General features: G+C 57.1%; 11 protein-coding genes. 8 read left to right on the top strand and 3 right to left on the bottom strand.

The window, feature by feature from the left end:
• Positions 1–295: 295 nt before the first annotated feature.
• Positions 296–1,801, bottom strand: coding sequence for a hypothetical protein (locus CLV58_RS27365; RefSeq protein WP_106141027.1), 1,506 nt, complete (start codon positions 1,799–1,801; stop codon positions 296–298).
• Between CLV58_RS27365 and CLV58_RS29055 the strand changes: the two genes are divergently transcribed.
• From CLV58_RS29055 to CLV58_RS27350, 4 genes are all read left to right on the top strand, one after another.
• On the top strand, positions 1,800–1,934 hold the full coding sequence (locus CLV58_RS29055; protein WP_281257956.1) for a hypothetical protein: 135 nt from the start codon (positions 1,800–1,802) through the stop codon (positions 1,932–1,934). The genes CLV58_RS27365 and CLV58_RS29055 overlap by 2 nt on opposite strands.
• Before the next feature lie 238 nt (positions 1,935–2,172).
• Positions 2,173–3,243 (top strand): PLP-dependent cysteine synthase family protein, encoded by a 1,071-nt coding sequence (locus CLV58_RS27360; protein WP_106141026.1) that lies wholly within the window; start codon positions 2,173–2,175, stop codon positions 3,241–3,243.
• 30 nt (positions 3,244–3,273) lie between these two features.
• The gene (locus CLV58_RS27355) at positions 3,274–3,942 is read left to right on the top strand and encodes a hypothetical protein (RefSeq protein WP_106141025.1); all 669 of its coding nucleotides are present in this window, start codon (positions 3,274–3,276) and stop codon (positions 3,940–3,942) included.
• A 239-nt stretch (positions 3,943–4,181) separates the two neighbouring features.
• A complete protein-coding gene (locus tag CLV58_RS27350; protein ID WP_106141028.1) occupies positions 4,182–4,733 on the top strand; it encodes a Uma2 family endonuclease in 552 nt (183 codons plus the stop codon).
• A gap of 241 nt (positions 4,734–4,974) precedes the next feature.
• Here CLV58_RS27350 and CLV58_RS27345 read toward each other — a convergent pair whose 3' ends face one another.
• A complete protein-coding gene (locus CLV58_RS27345) occupies positions 4,975–7,428 on the bottom strand; it encodes a bifunctional UDP-N-acetylmuramoyl-tripeptide:D-alanyl-D-alanine ligase/alanine racemase (RefSeq protein WP_106141024.1) in 2,454 nt (817 codons plus the stop codon).
• 150 nt (positions 7,429–7,578) lie between these two features.
• On the bottom strand, positions 7,579–8,700 hold the full coding sequence (gene corA, locus CLV58_RS27340) for a magnesium/cobalt transporter CorA (protein ID WP_106141023.1): 1,122 nt from the start codon (positions 8,698–8,700) through the stop codon (positions 7,579–7,581).
• Positions 8,701–9,001: 301 nt separating this feature from the next.
• Between corA and CLV58_RS27335 the strand changes: the two genes are divergently transcribed.
• From CLV58_RS27335 to CLV58_RS27320, 4 genes are all read left to right on the top strand, one after another.
• Entirely contained in the window at positions 9,002–10,021 is a 1,020-nt protein-coding gene (locus tag CLV58_RS27335) for a hypothetical protein (protein WP_106141022.1), read from the top strand.
• Between the two features lie 323 nt (positions 10,022–10,344).
• Positions 10,345–13,425 (top strand): SusC/RagA family TonB-linked outer membrane protein, encoded by a 3,081-nt coding sequence (locus CLV58_RS27330; protein WP_245882487.1) that lies wholly within the window; start codon positions 10,345–10,347, stop codon positions 13,423–13,425.
• 137 nt (positions 13,426–13,562) lie between these two features.
• The gene (locus CLV58_RS27325) at positions 13,563–15,179 is read left to right on the top strand and encodes a RagB/SusD family nutrient uptake outer membrane protein (RefSeq protein WP_106141020.1); all 1,617 of its coding nucleotides are present in this window, start codon (positions 13,563–13,565) and stop codon (positions 15,177–15,179) included.
• A 101-nt stretch (positions 15,180–15,280) separates the two neighbouring features.
• The gene (locus CLV58_RS27320) at positions 15,281–17,044 is read left to right on the top strand and encodes a hypothetical protein (RefSeq protein ID WP_106141019.1); all 1,764 of its coding nucleotides are present in this window, start codon (positions 15,281–15,283) and stop codon (positions 17,042–17,044) included.
• Positions 17,045–17,531: the final 487 nt, after the last annotated feature.

Raw genomic sequence — 17,531 nt, 5'->3', positions numbered from 1 at the left:
AAAACGGTTGTCAGCTCGGAGGCCATGGTGCGGCTAGGGTTTATTGCCATTTTACTGAATCGAATTCCATAAACACGCTTCCCCAAACAACCTCTAAAGGGGGAGTAGTTTGCTTGCAAATTTCACCCCCTTTAGGGGGCGGGGGGTATGGTTAGCCGAAGGAAATTTGCCTATCATCAGCGCTAAACAAAGAACTTAACAGCCCCGCCCCCTGAAGGGGAAGAAATCCACTCACAAATTTCTCCCCCTTCAGGGGGCGGGGGGTAAACAGCCGGAGTCCGGTTATCAGCGACTGCTACCTGGTTTTAAAACGCACCTCGTAACTTTTCAGTGGTCGGCCGTCAACCGATCGAAAGCCCCCACCGTTGACCCAGAAACTATACTGGTGGTCAGGTTTCAGTGTCACTTTGTAGGTATAGGACAGCCGATCGGCTGAGAATCCGACCCGACCGGTGATGGGCCACTCCGCTTTGCCGCCTGAGCCGTAATCCGTTGCGGTGTAGCGGTCCATCGGCTGCGAAAAAACAATCCGAATTTCCGTAACAGTCGTGTCGACGGGCTGGGTCAACGCTGGCCATACCCTGACGATAGTAGGTCGTTTGGCTTCGTAGGCAGCACGAAGCTTAGTCAGCGAGACGGGGAAATAGCCTGACGTCGTCACGAACTGCTCGACCGCCTGATCGCTGGTGTAGTCCAGCTCGATCATGTCACGAATCGCCTGCTTTTTGTCGGTAGCGCGCCCATAGTAGGCTTTACAGATCATGTAGCCCATGTAATACCCCAGGTCTGGTACCTGATCCGCATCACCCGTCTGGTTGTAAAACCACCGATCGAAATCAGGATTGAACAGCTCATCCTGAAACCGTTGTTTAATCGCTCGCTCGTGGGCCGGACCATACTGCATGTAGGGCAGCGCGGGGACTTGATTCGTCAGCAGTTGAGCGACAAAATCGCAGGTTCCTTCGTAGACAGCCTGCCCCAGCACATTAGTACCGTAGCGGTTTTCCTGCGTGTGTACGTATTCGTGTACGTTCAGCAGGACGAGCGATTTGGCGGGCTGGGTTTTACTATACCGCCGTAAGAATGATTGCATTTTCTCCGGAAACTCAGACAGGTCGGTGGTTGAATCTGTCGCGACCAGCTCGGCCCCGATCAATACCAGACTGTCTTTCGTTGTACCGCCGGTTCGCAGAGCACCGATAGTCACGTAAATACCAGCGGGTTTAAGGGCTGGATAAAGCTGTTTGAATTTGGCGAGGTAGGGTTCTACCCCGTTGATTTTAGTTTGAATCGCCAGAGTATTCGCCCGAATCGAACGCCAGAACTTCGGATAACGTCGCAGAGCATGCACCCATTCCGGAGCAGTATATTCTTTGACGGCGATAAGCGCCTTTAGTCCGTTACTGCCTTTGTCGATGTAAAGTCGCTGGATATAGTCAAGCTGCTTCAGACTATCGGTGGTCGTCGCGATGCTGTCATGAGCCATCCAGAAGTTCGTCACATCGACAGCGCTAACCCGCTGGTTCTGACCGAACGAGCTTATACACAACAGACCACAGGCAAGCGTACACAAGAATTTCATCATATCCTTTAGTTCGGTTATGGCAAAAAGACGCAAAAACTGAGCGTACGTTGCCTGGGTAGCCTGATTTATCTGCCCTTGATTACTCATTCCTGAATTACGAGCACTCCGTACCACGCTGCCGGGCAAGCACGGCTGCTTCCGGCTGCTGTTGGTATCGAACGTCAGGTCTTTCGCGGGACTGGCGTCGCGGTTCCGGTACGTTTGCCGGTACACCATGTACTGCCTACAGGACGACGCGCGGGCGATGCCCCTGCGACCCACCGAGCAGTTGCGGGAGCAGCTACCCGCCGAACCGGCCGGCCGGGTACATGAATCGGATCGGAGAACATCGGTCGAATCGATTCCGTAGTGCGTAGTCGCATTGCTACTGGCACGCACGTCCTACCCGTCGGCGACAAGTATCGGGACGTTTTTTGCCAGACGCTACGCGGGCAAATCCTACTAAACCTGGTGGCTGAGCCGGCCTGTGCCCGATTCCGACGAACTGATGCGTTGCGCCATACGTTTCGCGCTGCTACCGTAGCAACTGCGTGGTAGAAACGTCTTGAAAAAGGTGAAACTTTCGCGCCGTTTCCCTATACTTCGGTATGATTACCACCACAGACCGCATCAACTTACCAGCCCGCACGGGCGAAAAATTCGAACACCTCTGGCATCTGGTGGGCAATACGCCCATGCTCGAACTGTTCTACACGGACCGGGGCGAACCCCGCTCGATCTACGTCAAGTGCGAGCACTACAACCTGACGGGCAGCATGAAAGACCGGATGGCGCTGCACGTGCTGCACCAGGCTTACCTACAGGGCCATATCCAGCCCGGCAACCGTATCGTGGAAGCGACGAGCGGTAGTTCCGGTATTGCGTTTGCTGCCGTGGGACGAGCACTCGGGCATCCCGTTACGATTATCATGCCCGCCGGCATCAGTCAGGAACGTATCGACATCATCCGTAGTCTGGGGGCCGACATTGTGCTGTTTACCAAGGAGGAAGGCGGCTTTATGGGGGCAATTCGCCGGTCGGAAGAACTGGCCGCCAGCGACCCGACGATCTTCCTGCCCCGACAGTTCGCCAACCAGTACAATGCCGAAGCGCACCGCCTGACGACGGGCAAGGAAATCTGGCTGCAACTGCAAAGCGTCGACGTTACGCCCGATGCGTTCGTAGCGGGCGTTGGTACGGGCGGCACCGTAATGGGCGTTGGTCGGTACCTCAAATCACGCAAGCCCGACATTCGGATTCACCCGCTCGAACCGGCCGAATCGCCGACACTGTCGGTAGGCTACAAAACGGGTTCGCACCGGATTCAGGGCTTTTTCGACGAGTTTATTCCCGACATTCTCAAGCTCAACGAGCTGGATCGGGTGGTGCAGGCCAGCGACGGCGATTCGATTCTGATGGCGCAGCAGCTTGCCGTTCACCTCGGTCTGGCGGTGGGTATTTCGTCGGGCGCTAACCTGATCGGAGCCATCAACCTGCAACGGGAACTGGGTCCGCAGGCACGCGTCGTCACCATCCTGTGCGACAGCAACAAGAAGTACCTGAGCACCGACCTCGTAAAGGCCGAACCCATCAAGCCCGGCTACGTATCGCCCGACATTCAGTTTATCGACTACCGGCCCATCAGTCGCCTGACCATGAACCGGCCCGGCGTATTCTAAGGCTGTTTTTCCCTATACCAACCCACCGTTATGCGTACGTACCTGACCATCCTGCTCGCAGCCATTCCCGGTGCCTTACTGGCCCAAACGGTCTATTCCGGCGAAAGCACCATCGACAAAACAAAAGCACAGGGCCTGTTCCTGACCGTGCCCGGCGATGGCCGACAGATCGAGAAAGACTGGGAAAATCAACTAAAAACCTACGGACGACTGAGTGCGTCGCGGGGGACCTACCGCGTCACCAATGCCGACATCAGCGGGGTATCGTCGGAACCGATCAACCTGATGAGCACGGTCAAAACGTCGCGTAATCAGGCCACGATCTTCGTGGCCTACGATCTGGGGGGCGGCAACTTCGTCACGACTGGCACACCGGGCTACTCGGCCGCCGAAACGATGCTGAAGAGCTTCGCCAGTCAGAGTCAGTTCAATCAGGAAGTACGAACAGCCGAGGGTGGCCTCAACGACGCGCAGCAAAGCCACCAGAAACTGGTCCGAACGGGTGAACGGCTGCAACGCGACATCGAGCAGAACGCCAAGGAAAAAGAACGGCTGCTCAAACGGCTCGACGAAAACGCCAAGCAACTCGAACAGTTGTCGAAAGACATCGAGACCAACAAAACTGAACAGGCTACGGCGCTCACCGAAGTCGACAACCGCAGGAAAAACGTCGAAGCCGTAAAGGCGAAGAAACCGTAAGTCGGTATTCGGTATTCGGTTTTCAGTTTACAGTTGGCTAGCGTATGTGTGTAGCCCAGACCTCCAGGTCTGGTGCCCGTCAGGGCAACTATGCAAGCGGTAGCCAATTGGCCGCTTTGCGCCCACCCGGACCTGGAGGTCCAGGCTACACTCCGTAAACCGAATACCGTAAACTGTACACCGTAAACGACACGACGCTGTCGGGCGTTTTTTGTATGTTCGTACGAAACAACAACGCTATGATACAAACCACTCCTTCGGCTGTTCCACAGTCACTCGCCGAACTCCTGGACTGGGAGCCAACAGATGGCTACAAGTACGAGTGGTACAATGGCGAACTGGTCCGCTTCTCAGGTATGAAGAAAAAGCAATACTTCATTTATAGCATTCTCAGTAAGCTTTTTTACGAAAAAGGGTATCACAACGGAGGAACATTTATAGCCGAACCCGATGTGATGTTGACGGCAGTTCAGATGCGTCGACCTGACATAGCTTATTTTTCCAATGAACAGGTCGAAGCAGGCCGTCACGACGAAGACGTTATCCCAGCATTCGTCATTGAAGTCATTTCGGAGAGCGATCTGGCGTACCGGATCGAAGAGAAGATCGCGGAGTATTTTAAAGCGGGCATACAGGTAGTCTGGAGCATTCTACCCGAACACGAGGTCGTTTACGTGTACACTTCCCGCAAACAGGTTACCATCTGCCTCGACGACGATTTGTGCACAGCTACGCCCGTTCTTCCGGACTTCACGATCAGCGTCAATACCCTGTTCGCGCCATCAGTATAGCCGGTATTCGACACCGAGTTTTCAGTATTCGGTTTACAGTTTATGGTTGGCTGTCGCGCGTTGTGTAGCCAGGACCGGTCCGCACCACGGTGGGCGCGAAGCGGCCAATTGGCTACCGCCTAGCATAGTTGCCCTGACGGGTACCAGACCTGGAGGTCTGGGCTACATAAGCGCCAGGCTACATGACACGTCAGGGCAACTGTAAACCGAAAACTGAAAACCGAATACCGTATACCGCCCCCTATTCCTTAAAAAATACCCGCTTGACGCGCTCGCTGACGCCGGTCAGGATTTCGTAGGGAATGGTACCGATTTGCTTTGCCAGCACGCTGATGGGCTGGTCGGGGCCGAAGATAACGGCATCATCGCCAGCCGCAACCGGGACGTTGGTGGCATCGACCATCGTCATGTCCATACAGACGTTGCCGACCGTCAGGCAGCGGTGCCCGTTGATCCAGACAGCCCCAACGCCGTTGCCCAGCCGCCGGTCGAAACCGTCGGCGTACCCGATGGCCAGCGTGGCAACCTGCGCCGTATGATCGAGTTGACCCCGCCGGCTGTACCCCACTGACTCGCCCGCCGGAATGGTTTTCACCTGACTCACCACCGTTTTGAGCGTGCCCACCGGCCAGACAGCCGCCGACTCGATACCACTCGATTCAACCCCGTACAGCCCGATACCCAGCCGCACCATGTCGAGCCGAAACTCCGGAAACCGCACGATGCCCGCCGAGTTCAGCAAATGGCGGGTCGGCAGGTAGCCCAGTCCGGCACGGAGCGTTTCCGTGCAGCGGATAAAGGTGTCGTACTGCTGCCGGGAGAAAGCATTGAACTGCGCTTCGTCAGCCCCAACGAGGTGGCTGAATACGGTTTCCACCCGCAACGCCGGATGCGCCGTCAGGTAGGCAATCAACGCGGGCAGTTCGTTTTCCAGAAAGCCCAGCCGGTGCATGCCCGTGTCCATTTTCAGGTGAATCGGCGGCAGATCTCCCTTGCTTTCTTCGGCAAAACGTCCCCAGTCGGCCAGCAGTTGCTGACTGTAGATTTCGGGCTGTAGCTGGTAGTCGAGCAGCACCGGAAACGTTTCGGGCGACGGGTTCATCACCATAATCGGCAGCGTTACGCCGTTCTGGCGCAGCGACACACCTTCGTCGGCATAGGCCACGGCCAGGTAATCGACACGGTGGTACTGGAGCAGTTGCGCGACTTCGGCACTCCCGCTACCGTAGGCAAACGCCTTGACCATCACCATGATTTTTGTGGCCGGCCCAATCTTTTCGCGGTAGTAGTTCAGGTTGTGCGTCAGCGCGTCGAGGTCGATTTCCAGCCGGGTACCGTGTACTTTCCGTTGCAGTCGGTTGACGATCTGCTCGAAGGCAAACGTCCGCGCCCCCTTCACCAGCACCATGCTTTCGCGCACCCGGTCGACCGGAAACTCGGCCAGCCACTGCGCCGTCGACGCGTAAAACAAACTGCCGGGCGGAAACCGGTCGCGGTGGCGACTCAGGACAGGGCCAACGCCCACAAACAGGCTGATTTCGGCCTCGCGCACCTGATCGGCAATCTGCGTATACAATTCATCGTCCGCCTGCCCGGATTGCAGCACGTCCGAGAGAATCAGTACCCGCTGACCACGGCTCCGCTGCTGATTCATAAACCGCAGCGCCAGTTGCAGGCCAGCCAGATCGTTGCTGTACGAATCATCGATCAGGACGCTGTTATTGATACCTTCCTTCTGCTCCAGCCGCATCGACACCGGCCGCAAGCGTCGGAGTCGCCGGTCGAGCGTAGCCGCCGTCAGCGGGTGGATGGTCTGTACGGCGACCAGACAGTGCAGCAGGTTTTCGACCGACGCGGCATCGGTAAACGGCAGTTCTATCTCCACCGGGGCGCGTTCCACTTTCAGCGCAACCAGGTCAAGTCGGGTGCCGGTCAGTGTGGCGCGATAGGTTGCGTCGTTGCCTTTCAGCGACCAGGTTACAAGCCGAATGCCGGGATTAACCGCCTTCAACAGCATGTTCACTTCGTCGGCAACATCGGTCTGATCGGCGCAGTAAATCAGCGTATCGGCATGCACGAACAGGCGCAGCTTCTCCGCGATTTTCTGCTTGCGACTCCGAAAACCCTCATCGTGCGCGGGGCCGATATTGGTAAAAATCCCGACGGTCGGGCGGATAATCGGCTCCAGCGTCTGCATCTCGTGCGGCCGTGAGATACCGGCTTCGAAGAGACCCAACGTATGCCGTTCGCCTAGTTCACGCACCGACAGCGGCACCCCCAGTTGCGAGTTGTAGCTGCGCGGACTTTTGGCAATGACATAGTCGTCGGCCAGCAGCTGCGCCAGCCATTCCTTCACGATCGTCTTGCCGTTGCTGCCCGTGATGCCGATAACGGGCAGCGGGAACAGGCGTCGATGCTCCGTGGCCAGTTGCTGCAACAGCGCCAGACTGCTGTCGACTTCGATAAATTCTGCATCGGGGTAGCTGGCCAGTTCAGCGCGCCGGTCGGGCGACAGGGCCGCTCGTTCCACCACAAACTGCCGGACACCCCGTGCGTACAGTTCGCCGATAAACGCATGGCCGTCATGGTGTTCACCCCGAATGGCAAAAAACACCGACTGACTCGTGTCGCCCATGGCCTGCCGGGAGTCGGTCAGCCAGCGCGGGCGTATGTGTTGTGTTGATTTCGTTAGCATGGTATTTTTCTGTCGAGACGCGATCGCTCCGGCGCCCCGGCCTTCGCGTCTCGGCACGCGTCAGCCAAGCCATCCGGCAGCAAAGCCATCCGGCAACCAATCCATCCGGCGGTGAGACGCGAAGGATCGCGTCTCTACTAGCCGGATGGGTTACATCCAGCCGCGTCGCTTAAAATAGATTATCTCGCCAATGGCGATGGCGATCATGATGCCCCATGTATAGAAATAGCCGTGCGGGCTTTTCAGTTCGGGCATAAACTCGAAATTCATGCCATAAACGCCTACGATAAACGTCAGCGGTATGAAAATGGCCGATACGATGGTCAGCGTTTTCATCACCGAGTTCATGCGGTTGTTGACGATCGAATAGTACACGTCCATCAGCCCCGACACGGCCTCGCGGTAGGCATCGAGCGTTTCGAGCGTCTGGTTGATGTGGTCGCTAAGGTCGCGCAGGTAAGGCTGCGTCGTGGCTTTGACGAGTTCGGAATCTTCGCGCAACAGCGCCCCGATAATGTCGCGGGTAGGATTTATCACCCGACGCATGTGTGCCAGTTCACGCTTGAGATTGTAAAGTTCGGTCAGCGTATACTGGCTTGCCCGCTCTTTCACGATCATCTCTTCCAGCTTGTCCATGCGTTCACCCACGTGCTCGGTCAGCACCAGGTAATGGTCGACGATCAGGTCGAGCAGGGCGTAAAGCAGGTAGTCGGGACCACTGCGCCGGGTCTTGCCGGACGACGCTTTGATCCGATCGATTACCGGCTCGAAAATATCGCGGGTCCGTTCTTCCTGAAATGACACCAGAAAATTTCGTCCGAGCACCAGACTGATATGCTCAATGTCGACGTCGGGCTGATCCCGGTGGTGGTGCAGCATCTTCAGCGTTACGAAAACCACCGGCCCACTACCGGCCACCGGGTTGGGACTGGTATCGGTCAATTGATCGTAGAAATCGATTTTAGGCTTCTGATCGGTGTTGACCACGTCTTCCAGCAACAGTGGGTGCAGCTGATAGCGCTGTCCGATGGCGGCTACGACCTGCGGTTCGTGAATCCCGTCGACGTCGACCCAGTGAATCAGCGACGTCTGCTGACTGGGGAGCTGGCACTGACTAAGCTTACTCTTATCGTCAATGTGGTAAGTCTCAGCGTTGTAATCGATGCGTTTGATGCGCGTCGCGTGCTGAATATCATCGCCGATGTAAGTCAGCGTACCGGGCGAGGTACCGAGTGTTTTCTCGGCCGATCGCATACGTCGGCGTTTCGTCATAAAGCGGGCAGACCGTCAGGAATGGGTCTGGTCACAAAGATAGCACAGGGTCGGTATGGCCATGCTATGTCGATGACTACCGACCCGTTTCCCCTATTGAACGAACCGGAATTTTCGGCGCACACCCGCCCACACTCGCATCGGCCAAATTACTGACTGTCAGCAACTTTACCACCTAAAATATACATATGTAACTATAGCTTTCATAACAAAACACATCCTCGTCTGTTCCTACACATACGTTCAGGTATAATTACTCATACCACATTTTACTCAACTATTCATTTAACACACTTTGAACATGGAACGTGATCCTTTTTACGCGACTCCGACCTACGGACGAACCAGCTTTGTCAAACGTATATCCTGGAGCGCCGTTTTTGCCGGTGTACTGATTGCCGTCGTATCGCAACTACTGCTTTCGCTGTTGGGCCTGGGCATCGGACTGGGCTCAATCGACCCGATGGAAGAACAGAACCCGACGGCCGGTCTGGGTACCGGTACAGCCATCTGGTACATCGTCAGCAGCCTGCTTTCGTTGCTGGCTGGCGGCTGGGTAGCCGGTCGGCTGGCGAGTTCGCCCCGCCCCTTCGACGGTATTATCCACGGTGTACTAACCTGGGCGCTGGTGACGCTGGTAACCATTTATTTCCTGACGACCACCGTGGGTCGCGTTATCGGCGGTGCCAGCCGGCTGGTGGGCGGCATCGTTCGCACGGCCGGATCGGCAGCAGGTACGGTAGCCTCGGCCGCTGGCCCGGAACTGGGGCAGGTGGTCAAAGGTCAACTGGAGCAGAACGGCATCAACCTCGACAACATCGACCTGAAGGATCTGCGTGGTGAAGTCGACAAGGTACTGCGCCAGACAGGCGACCCGGCGCTCAACCCCGACCGGCTGGAGCGTAAAGCCAAGCAGGCCGGTAACCAGGCCGAAGCAACTGGTAAAGAGGCAGCCGAGAACCCACAGGCAGCCGACGACCTGGCGGGTGGCTTATTCGACAAGCTGTTCAAACAAGGGCAGGCAACCGTTAACCAGGTCGACCGGGACGACGCCGTTAACGTCGTGATGAAGCGGACGGGCAAAAGCCGGGCCGAGTCGGAGCAGATCGTCGACAACTGGATCAATACATACAAGCAGGCAGCGGCCAAGTTCGAGCAGACCAAACAGGAGGCTTCCGTCAAAGCCCGGCAGGTAGCCGATGGTGCTGCGTCGGCCGCATCGAAGGGCGCTATCTTCGGTTTCTTCGGTCTGCTGATCGGCGTCGCAGCCGCTGGATACGGGGCCAAACTCGGTACCGATACCAAGGAAAACAACGGATAACCACACGTCGCTGGTTGCTTGATCGGCGAGGACTACAGTTACCACCAACTACACCTGACGGGATGGGCCGCACTAGCTAGTGCGGCCCTTTTTGTTTGCACCGACGCGCAAATCCCCATAACCACGCAATTCAAACGTTTGCGTAAATAATTGTCCGGGCAGACCGGTTTGGGCCGGGTATAAACGGGCATTACGTTTCTTATACGGAAAGCTCCTCAAAAACAACTTTCTGTATTTCAGCGCATTAACCTCCCATTAATCCGATTTCTCTTCCGCTCACACCCGCGCCGGTAGCGCCCAATCACAGTAACTAAACCTATCGCATGAGACAAATTTTAGTAGAACGAATGGCCCGACCCTTGCTTTACGGGCTGCTACCCGCCTGCCTGCTGAGTCATGGCTTGCTGGCCGGTACCGTGTCCCCACCACCCGGCACGGCCGTACTGCGCAAAACCGCAGCGGACGACATTACAGTAACGGGTAAAGTGTTTGCCGACGGAACCAACGAAGCCTTGCCTGGCGTCAGCATCGTGGTAGAAGGCTCGATAGTCGGCACCAATACCGACGCCAATGGCGAGTACCGCATCAAGGCCCCCGCCAACGGTACCCTCGTGTTCAGTTACGTCGGTTACGCACCCCAGCGGGTGGCCGTCAACAACCGAACCGGCATCAACGTGCTGCTGGTTGTCGACAACAAAACGCTGAACGAAGTCGTCGTGGTTGGTTACGGCTCACAGTCGCGGAAGAACCTGAGTAGTGCGATTACGACCATCAAGCCCGAAGAGCTAAACCGGGGGGCCATCGCCGACGTCGGTCAACTGTTGCAGGGTAAGATTCCGGGGCTGAACATTTCCGCGAGTGGTGATCCCAACGCGCCGGCCGCCGTGGTTCTGCGCGGGGCATCGACCATCAACAGTTCGCAGGGGCCGTTCTACGTCATCGATGGCGTACCGGGTGCCGACATTTCGATTATTGCCCCCGACGACGTGGCCAGTATCGACGTCCTGAAAGATGCTGCGGCCACGGCTATCTACGGAAACCGGGCCGCCAACGGCGTCATCATCGTAACGACAAAACGGGGCAAAAAAGGGGCTCTGACGGTCAGCTACAGCGGCTACGCGGGCGTTGAGCAGGTATCGCGCCGACTCAACATGATGAACGCGAGCCAGTTGCGCGATTTCCTAACACGGAACAACCTGGCTTTTTCACCCATCGACGACAAAGGTGCCGATACCGACTGGCAGAAGGCGGTGGAGCGAAACAACGTGATTTCGCAGAACCACAACCTGTCGATCAGTGGCGGCACGGACCACAGCACCTACAACGCGAGTATCAACTACTACGAGAAGCCGGGTATTCTGTCGGGTAGTGCGCTGAGTCGGGTCATTGCGCGCCTGTCGGTCGATCAGTACGCGCTCAACGACCGGCTCCGGTTCAGCCTGAACGTGACCAACTCCAACAGTAACGCCGACAATACGCCCCTGCGGAACAACGTGCTGTTGCAGATGATCAACCACCTGCCGGTATCGCCCGTCACCAACCCCGACGGCAGCTACTTCGAAAACTACCAGAACACGGGCTATTTCAATCCGGTAGCGATGGTGGCCCACGCCAAGGACAACACGAAGTATAACAACCTCGTCGGCTCGTTCAACACGCACGTGAACCTGCCTTTCGACCTGACCTACGACCTGAATCTGTCGTACCAGAACAACACCTCGCTGCACGGCGAAGCTTACGACAGCTACTACACGCAGTACAACAGCGCCAACTTTTACAACAACCCCGATCCACCGGTGGTACACAGCATTCTGAATTTCGGTACCAACGGCTCGGCGCTGCGGAACACCTACCAGACCACCCGTAAGGTACTCGAAACCTTCCTGACCTGGAACCGGGCCTTCGGCGACCATTCGGTCAATGCCGTGCTGGGCTACTCCTACCAGGGCTCGGTATCGGGCGATGGATTTCAGACGTCGAGCACCAACTTTCCCGTCGACAACATCGGCTACAACAACTTCGCCCTGAGTAACCCCTACGCCGTGTCGTCGTACCGCATCAACTTCGGTGCCGACGGGATTTATCAGGAAACAAAGCTGATCTCCGACTTCGCCCGACTGAACTACAACTATAAGGAAAAATACCTGTTGCAGGGATCGATCCGGCGCGACGGTTCGTCGGTGTTCGGGGCCAACAATCAGTGGGGCTATTTCCCGGCGGTGGGCGTCGCCTGGCGCATCAGTCAGGAAGGGTTCATGACGAAACAATCGCTGTTCAACGACCTGAAACTGCGGGCCAGCTATGGCGTTACGGGAAACTCGTCGGGTTTCAACGCCTATACCTCGCAGTTCATTTCGGGGAGTCTCGGCACCTATTACTACAACGGCGTACAGACAGCCGCTTACGGCCCGACGCAGGCGTCCAACCCGAACCTGAAATGGGAACGTACGGCCACGGCCAACCTGGGTCTGGACTTCACTATCCTGAAAGGGCGCGTGAACGGTACGGTCGAAGTGTACCAGAAAACGACCACCGGCATGATCTATTCGTACCGGGTCAATCCGGTGCTGGTACCGGTCGGCAGTATCGTAGCCAACGGGGGCGACATGCGCAACCGGGGTGTCGAACTGAGCCTGAGCGCCAACCTGATGCGGGTCGGTCGGTTTAGCTGGACGTCGGGGCTGAACCTGGCCCATAACACCAACAAGATCGTGAGCCTGACCAACCCGCTGTTCGTCGGGGGTGACTCGGTGCGGATCACGCAGCCGGAAGGGGCCGGTCAGACGGGTAGCACACTCCAGATTCTGAAAGCGGGTATGCCGCTGGGGCAGTTCTTCACGCTGCAATACGCGGGCAAGAACGACAAGGGTGTGTCGCAGTACCTCGACCGGAACGGCAACGCGACCACGACGCCGGTGATCGGTGCCGACTACTACTATTCGGGCAATCCGCAACCCAAACTGCTGGCCGGCTGGACCAATACCTTCCGCTACGGTAACCTCGACCTGAACATCTTTATCCGGGGTGTATTTGGCAACAAAATTTTCAACGCCACCCGCGCCGACTTGTTCCGCCCGAGCACAGCCCAGTATACCAACATTCTGGTCGACGTAGCCAGCGAGACGACGGCTGACGTTAACTCGTACCGCTACTCGACGCGCTTCATCGAAGACGGTAGCTACGTCCGGCTCGACAACGCGACGCTGGGTTACAGCTTTCCCAAACTGGGTCAGTACGTGAAAAACCTGCGCGTCTACGCGACCGTCAACAATGCCTTCGTGATCACGAAATACACGGGTATCGACCCGGAAGTAAACCAGGGTGGTATTGCCCCCGGCGTCGATGCCAACAACTTCTACCCCAAAACCCGCACCCTGCTGCTGGGCCTGAACGTCTCGTTTTAACTGGGTTTACGGTATTCGGTTTACAGTTTACGGTTTTGTCGCACCCAGCTGTGGCGAACCGCGCCACCGTGTGACGGACCACCGTGTGACGGACCACTGTAAACCGAATACCGCATACCGAAAACCGTATACCGACAATGAAACAACTAGCCATACCCGGCGCGCTGATGGTACTGCTGCTGTACCTCGCCACCGCCTGTCATAACCTGGACGTACCCATCAATACGGAGCTGACGCCCGATATTTTTCCGCAGAATTCGCAGCAGTTCATTCAGGCGTCGGGACCACCCTACGCAGCCCTGCGCGGCCAGTTTGCACTCGATTATTTTTTCATGCAGTCGCTGAGTACCGACGAAGCGATACTGCCGGCCCGGGGCGGAAACTGGTACGACAACCAGAACTACCGGATGCTGCACTACCACAACTGGACGAAAGACCACGGCAACACCAACGGAGCCTGGAACTGGCTGTCGACCGTCATCGGTACGACCAACCAGTCGCTGTCGATTCTGGATCAGACCGTACCCGCGTCGTCGGCGAAACAAACCAATCTGGCGGAGCTGAAGATGGTCCGGGCGATGGCGTACTTCATGCTGATGGACCTGTACGGCAACGTCCCCGTCGACACGACCTACGGCGACTTTACGCCACACCCCAACCTGCCCCGCGCCCAGGTCGTCGGTTTTATCGAGAATGAAGTCAAAAAGGCGCTGCCTTACCTGAGCCGGGCCTCCGGACAGTCGATGTACGGCCGCGCCAACAAGTTCACCGCCTATTCGCTATTGGCCAAGCTGTACCTGAATGCGCAGTATTACACCGGTACGCAACGGTACAATGACGCTATCGTCGCCTGCGACAGCGTCATCAATTCGGGGCTGTACGCGCTGGAAGGCCGGTCGTCGTATTTGCAGATGTTTTACCCCAACAATGGGCCGCAGATGAAGGAGTTTATTTTCGCCATTCCCTACGACCCGGCGGCTGCCAACCTGCCCGGCACCAACGGCTTCATGTACCGGGCCCGCTACGACGTGCCGCGCTCGGAAGCGAAAAAATTCAGTCTGCCCTTCACGCCCAGCGCCCCCGAAAGCACGCTGCCGGAGTTCTACGCCAACTTCAACGACCCCAACGACATCCGCAACGGGCAATGGCTGACGGGACCGCAGTTCCTGAACGACGGTGTTACGCCCGTAACCGTAACCACCACCAAGAAAGGCTACGATCAGTTCTACACCGGTTCCGACGGCGGAGCTTCGTACACCTATCAGGTGACGCTGACGCCCCAGGTTCTGCTGCGCCAGAGTGAATCGGCCTTCGACTGTGGCAACGACGAAATCGCCTGGAACATGGGCTACCGCAACATCAAATTCTACCCCGACGCCAGCTCGACCTCGCGCAACCAGAACAACGACATACCGCTGTTCCGCTACTCTGACATCATCCTGATGAAAGCGGAAGCTATTCTGCGGGGCGGCACACCGACGCTGGGCCACACGGCACTCTCGCTGGTGAATCAGCTGCGCGCCAACCGGACAACCTCACCCGCCCTGAGCAGCATCGACCTGGACGGTATGTACGCCGAACGCAGCCGTGAGTTTGCCTACGAAAACTGGCACCGCAACGACATGATCCGGTTTGGCAAGTACGAAGGCAAATGGGGCTTCAAAACCGACGCCGACGTAAACCACCGCATCTTCCCCATCCCGACCAGTGCGTTCACCGTTAACCCGGCCCTGACGCAGAATCCGGGCTATTAATCCATAAGACAGCGTATTATTGGGCGGGAAAACCGAAGCAGCGCGTAGTACACAGCGCCAGTCCGGTTTTCCCGCCCTCCGTTTTTTTGCCGTTTACCCTCATGCAAACTCTTTCCCGAACCGAATTTCTCCGCTACTGCCTGTCTGCCGGTGCACTGGTAGCCCTGACTCCGCTGTCGACCTTGGCCCACGCAGCGCCCGACGAATTTTACGATTCGGTCGTTGCCGCCAACAATGCGGAGGTGGCCCAGTTGCTGCAAACGCTGGCCACACCGCTCACCGATGTCCGACGTCGGCTAGGCTTTGATCTGGCGAATCTGGCAGCGGCTTACAGCGAACCAACGTCGCGCTACTACCAACAGGCCGACCTGGTTCCGGCCATGGAAAAAGTCATGCGGTTTCTGGTGCAGGCCCAGCGCCCCGACGGTACGCTCGACATTGCCAACCTAGCGTCGCCCCCCGATACGGGGTTCATCCTCGAAGCCCTCTGCACCGCCGGCACCATCCTGCTGGCCAATCCGGCCCCGGCGCTGGCCGAGGTAAAAGCCTTGCACAAAACCTTTGTCGTCAAGGCCGGGGAAGCCCTGCGGACGGGTGGCGTCCATACCCCCAATCACCGGTGGGTTATCTCGGCGGCTCTGGCGCGCATGAACGCGCTGTACCCCAACCCGGCCTATGTGAGACGGATTAACGAATGGCTGGCCGAAGGCGTTTTCTGCGACAGCGACGGCAATTACCTGGAGCGAAGCATGAACTATGCCGCCGTCAACGACCGCACACTGACAGCCATTGGCCAGTTGCAGCGCCGACCCGACCTGCTCGACAAGGTGCGCCGGAACCTGCGGCTGGTGTACCACCATATGGAACCCGACGGCGAACTTGTAACGGTCGATTCACGTCGGCAGGATCAGTACGCGCCGGTCAACATCCTGCTCTTTTACCTCGACTACCATTTCTACGCGATTCACGACAACAACCCGGAGTGGGCCGCGCTGACGCAGTTTATTCGTACGGTACCCGGCTTCGACAAACAGGTGCGTCGCGATCTGCTGGCGGCTTTTCTGGAAGAACCCATCTTCAAGAAACCACTACCGGCACCCAAAGCACCATCCGTTAACTACCGGCAGTTTTTCAAACACACCAGCCTGGTCCGGATTCGGCGCGGCACGACCACTACGACCCTGTTCGGCGGTAACGACCTGCCCCTGACGATCGCGTCGGGCCGGTCGAACAGCCCCAACTTTTTCGCCTTCCGAAAGGGAGCGGCCATCCTCAACTACATGCGCCTGTCGACCGACTTTTTCAACACAGGCTATTTCCACAGCGAAGGCATTACGCCCGACGGCGAAGCGTATGTACTCCACCGCCAGCAGACGTCACCCTATTACCAGCCGCTACCCGCGAAATACCGCAAAGCCGACGGTAACTACGCGCTGACGCCCAGTACCGACGGCCGGTTCTGGAACAAGATGGATTTTGCGCACCGCCCCCAGAGCAACCTCAACACGCTGAAAACGACCATTCGCGCTACGGAGCAGAACGGACAAAACACACTCATGTTTACGATAGCGGGGGTTACGGGTATTCACGTCACGCTGGAACTCTGCTTTCGGGCAGGCGGGCAAGTCAGTGGTCTGACAGCCGTTGGTGGTTCAACCGATAACTATTTTCTACCCGAAGGCACCGGCGAATACCGCATGGGCGACGACACGATTCAGTTCGGGCCGGGGCTGTACAAGCACGACAAGATTACGAACCTGGGTGGCGAGCCGTATTCATCGCATTTCGGTAGCCTCCGAACCGAGGGGATTCATGTGTACCTGACCGGCGTCACGCCCCTCACCTACACGCTTAAGATTGGCTGAGTTTACCGTCCATACAATGGTGTTAAGTGCCGGTCCGTTTACCCGGCAGCGGCCTGCAAGTCAGGGCTGTCACTTTCTTGATTCGACGCTGACAGTAACCAAATTTTGCTTATTCTGAATACCCCCCGGCCCCCTAAAGGGCTAATCTTGTAGGGGTTTCACGTCCTGTACTTAACTGGCTTTATGGACAGGCTTTTTTACCCCTAAATCCCCTGAAGGGGACTTTACTCGCACTTAGAAAAAGTCCGGCAGCGGCCGACCGCCCTTCAGGGGATTTAGGGGTAAAAAAGCTCCTTTGCGAAGTGCTCGGTTTTGAAGGCTCAAAACCCCTACAAGGTTAGCCTAAAGGGCAGGGCTGTTAAGTTCTAGCCTGTTTACCCCCCAACCCCCTAAGAGGTTGTTTGGGGAAGCGTGTTTATGGAATTCGATTCAGTAAAATGGCAATAAACCCTAGCCGCACCATGGCCTCCGAGCTGACAACCGTTTT

Source organism: Spirosoma oryzae, from assembly GCF_003002825.1.
Taxonomy (GTDB): Bacteria; Bacteroidota; Bacteroidia; order Cytophagales; family Spirosomataceae; genus Spirosoma; species Spirosoma oryzae.
This window is presented reverse-complemented; position numbering and strand designations above follow the sequence as displayed.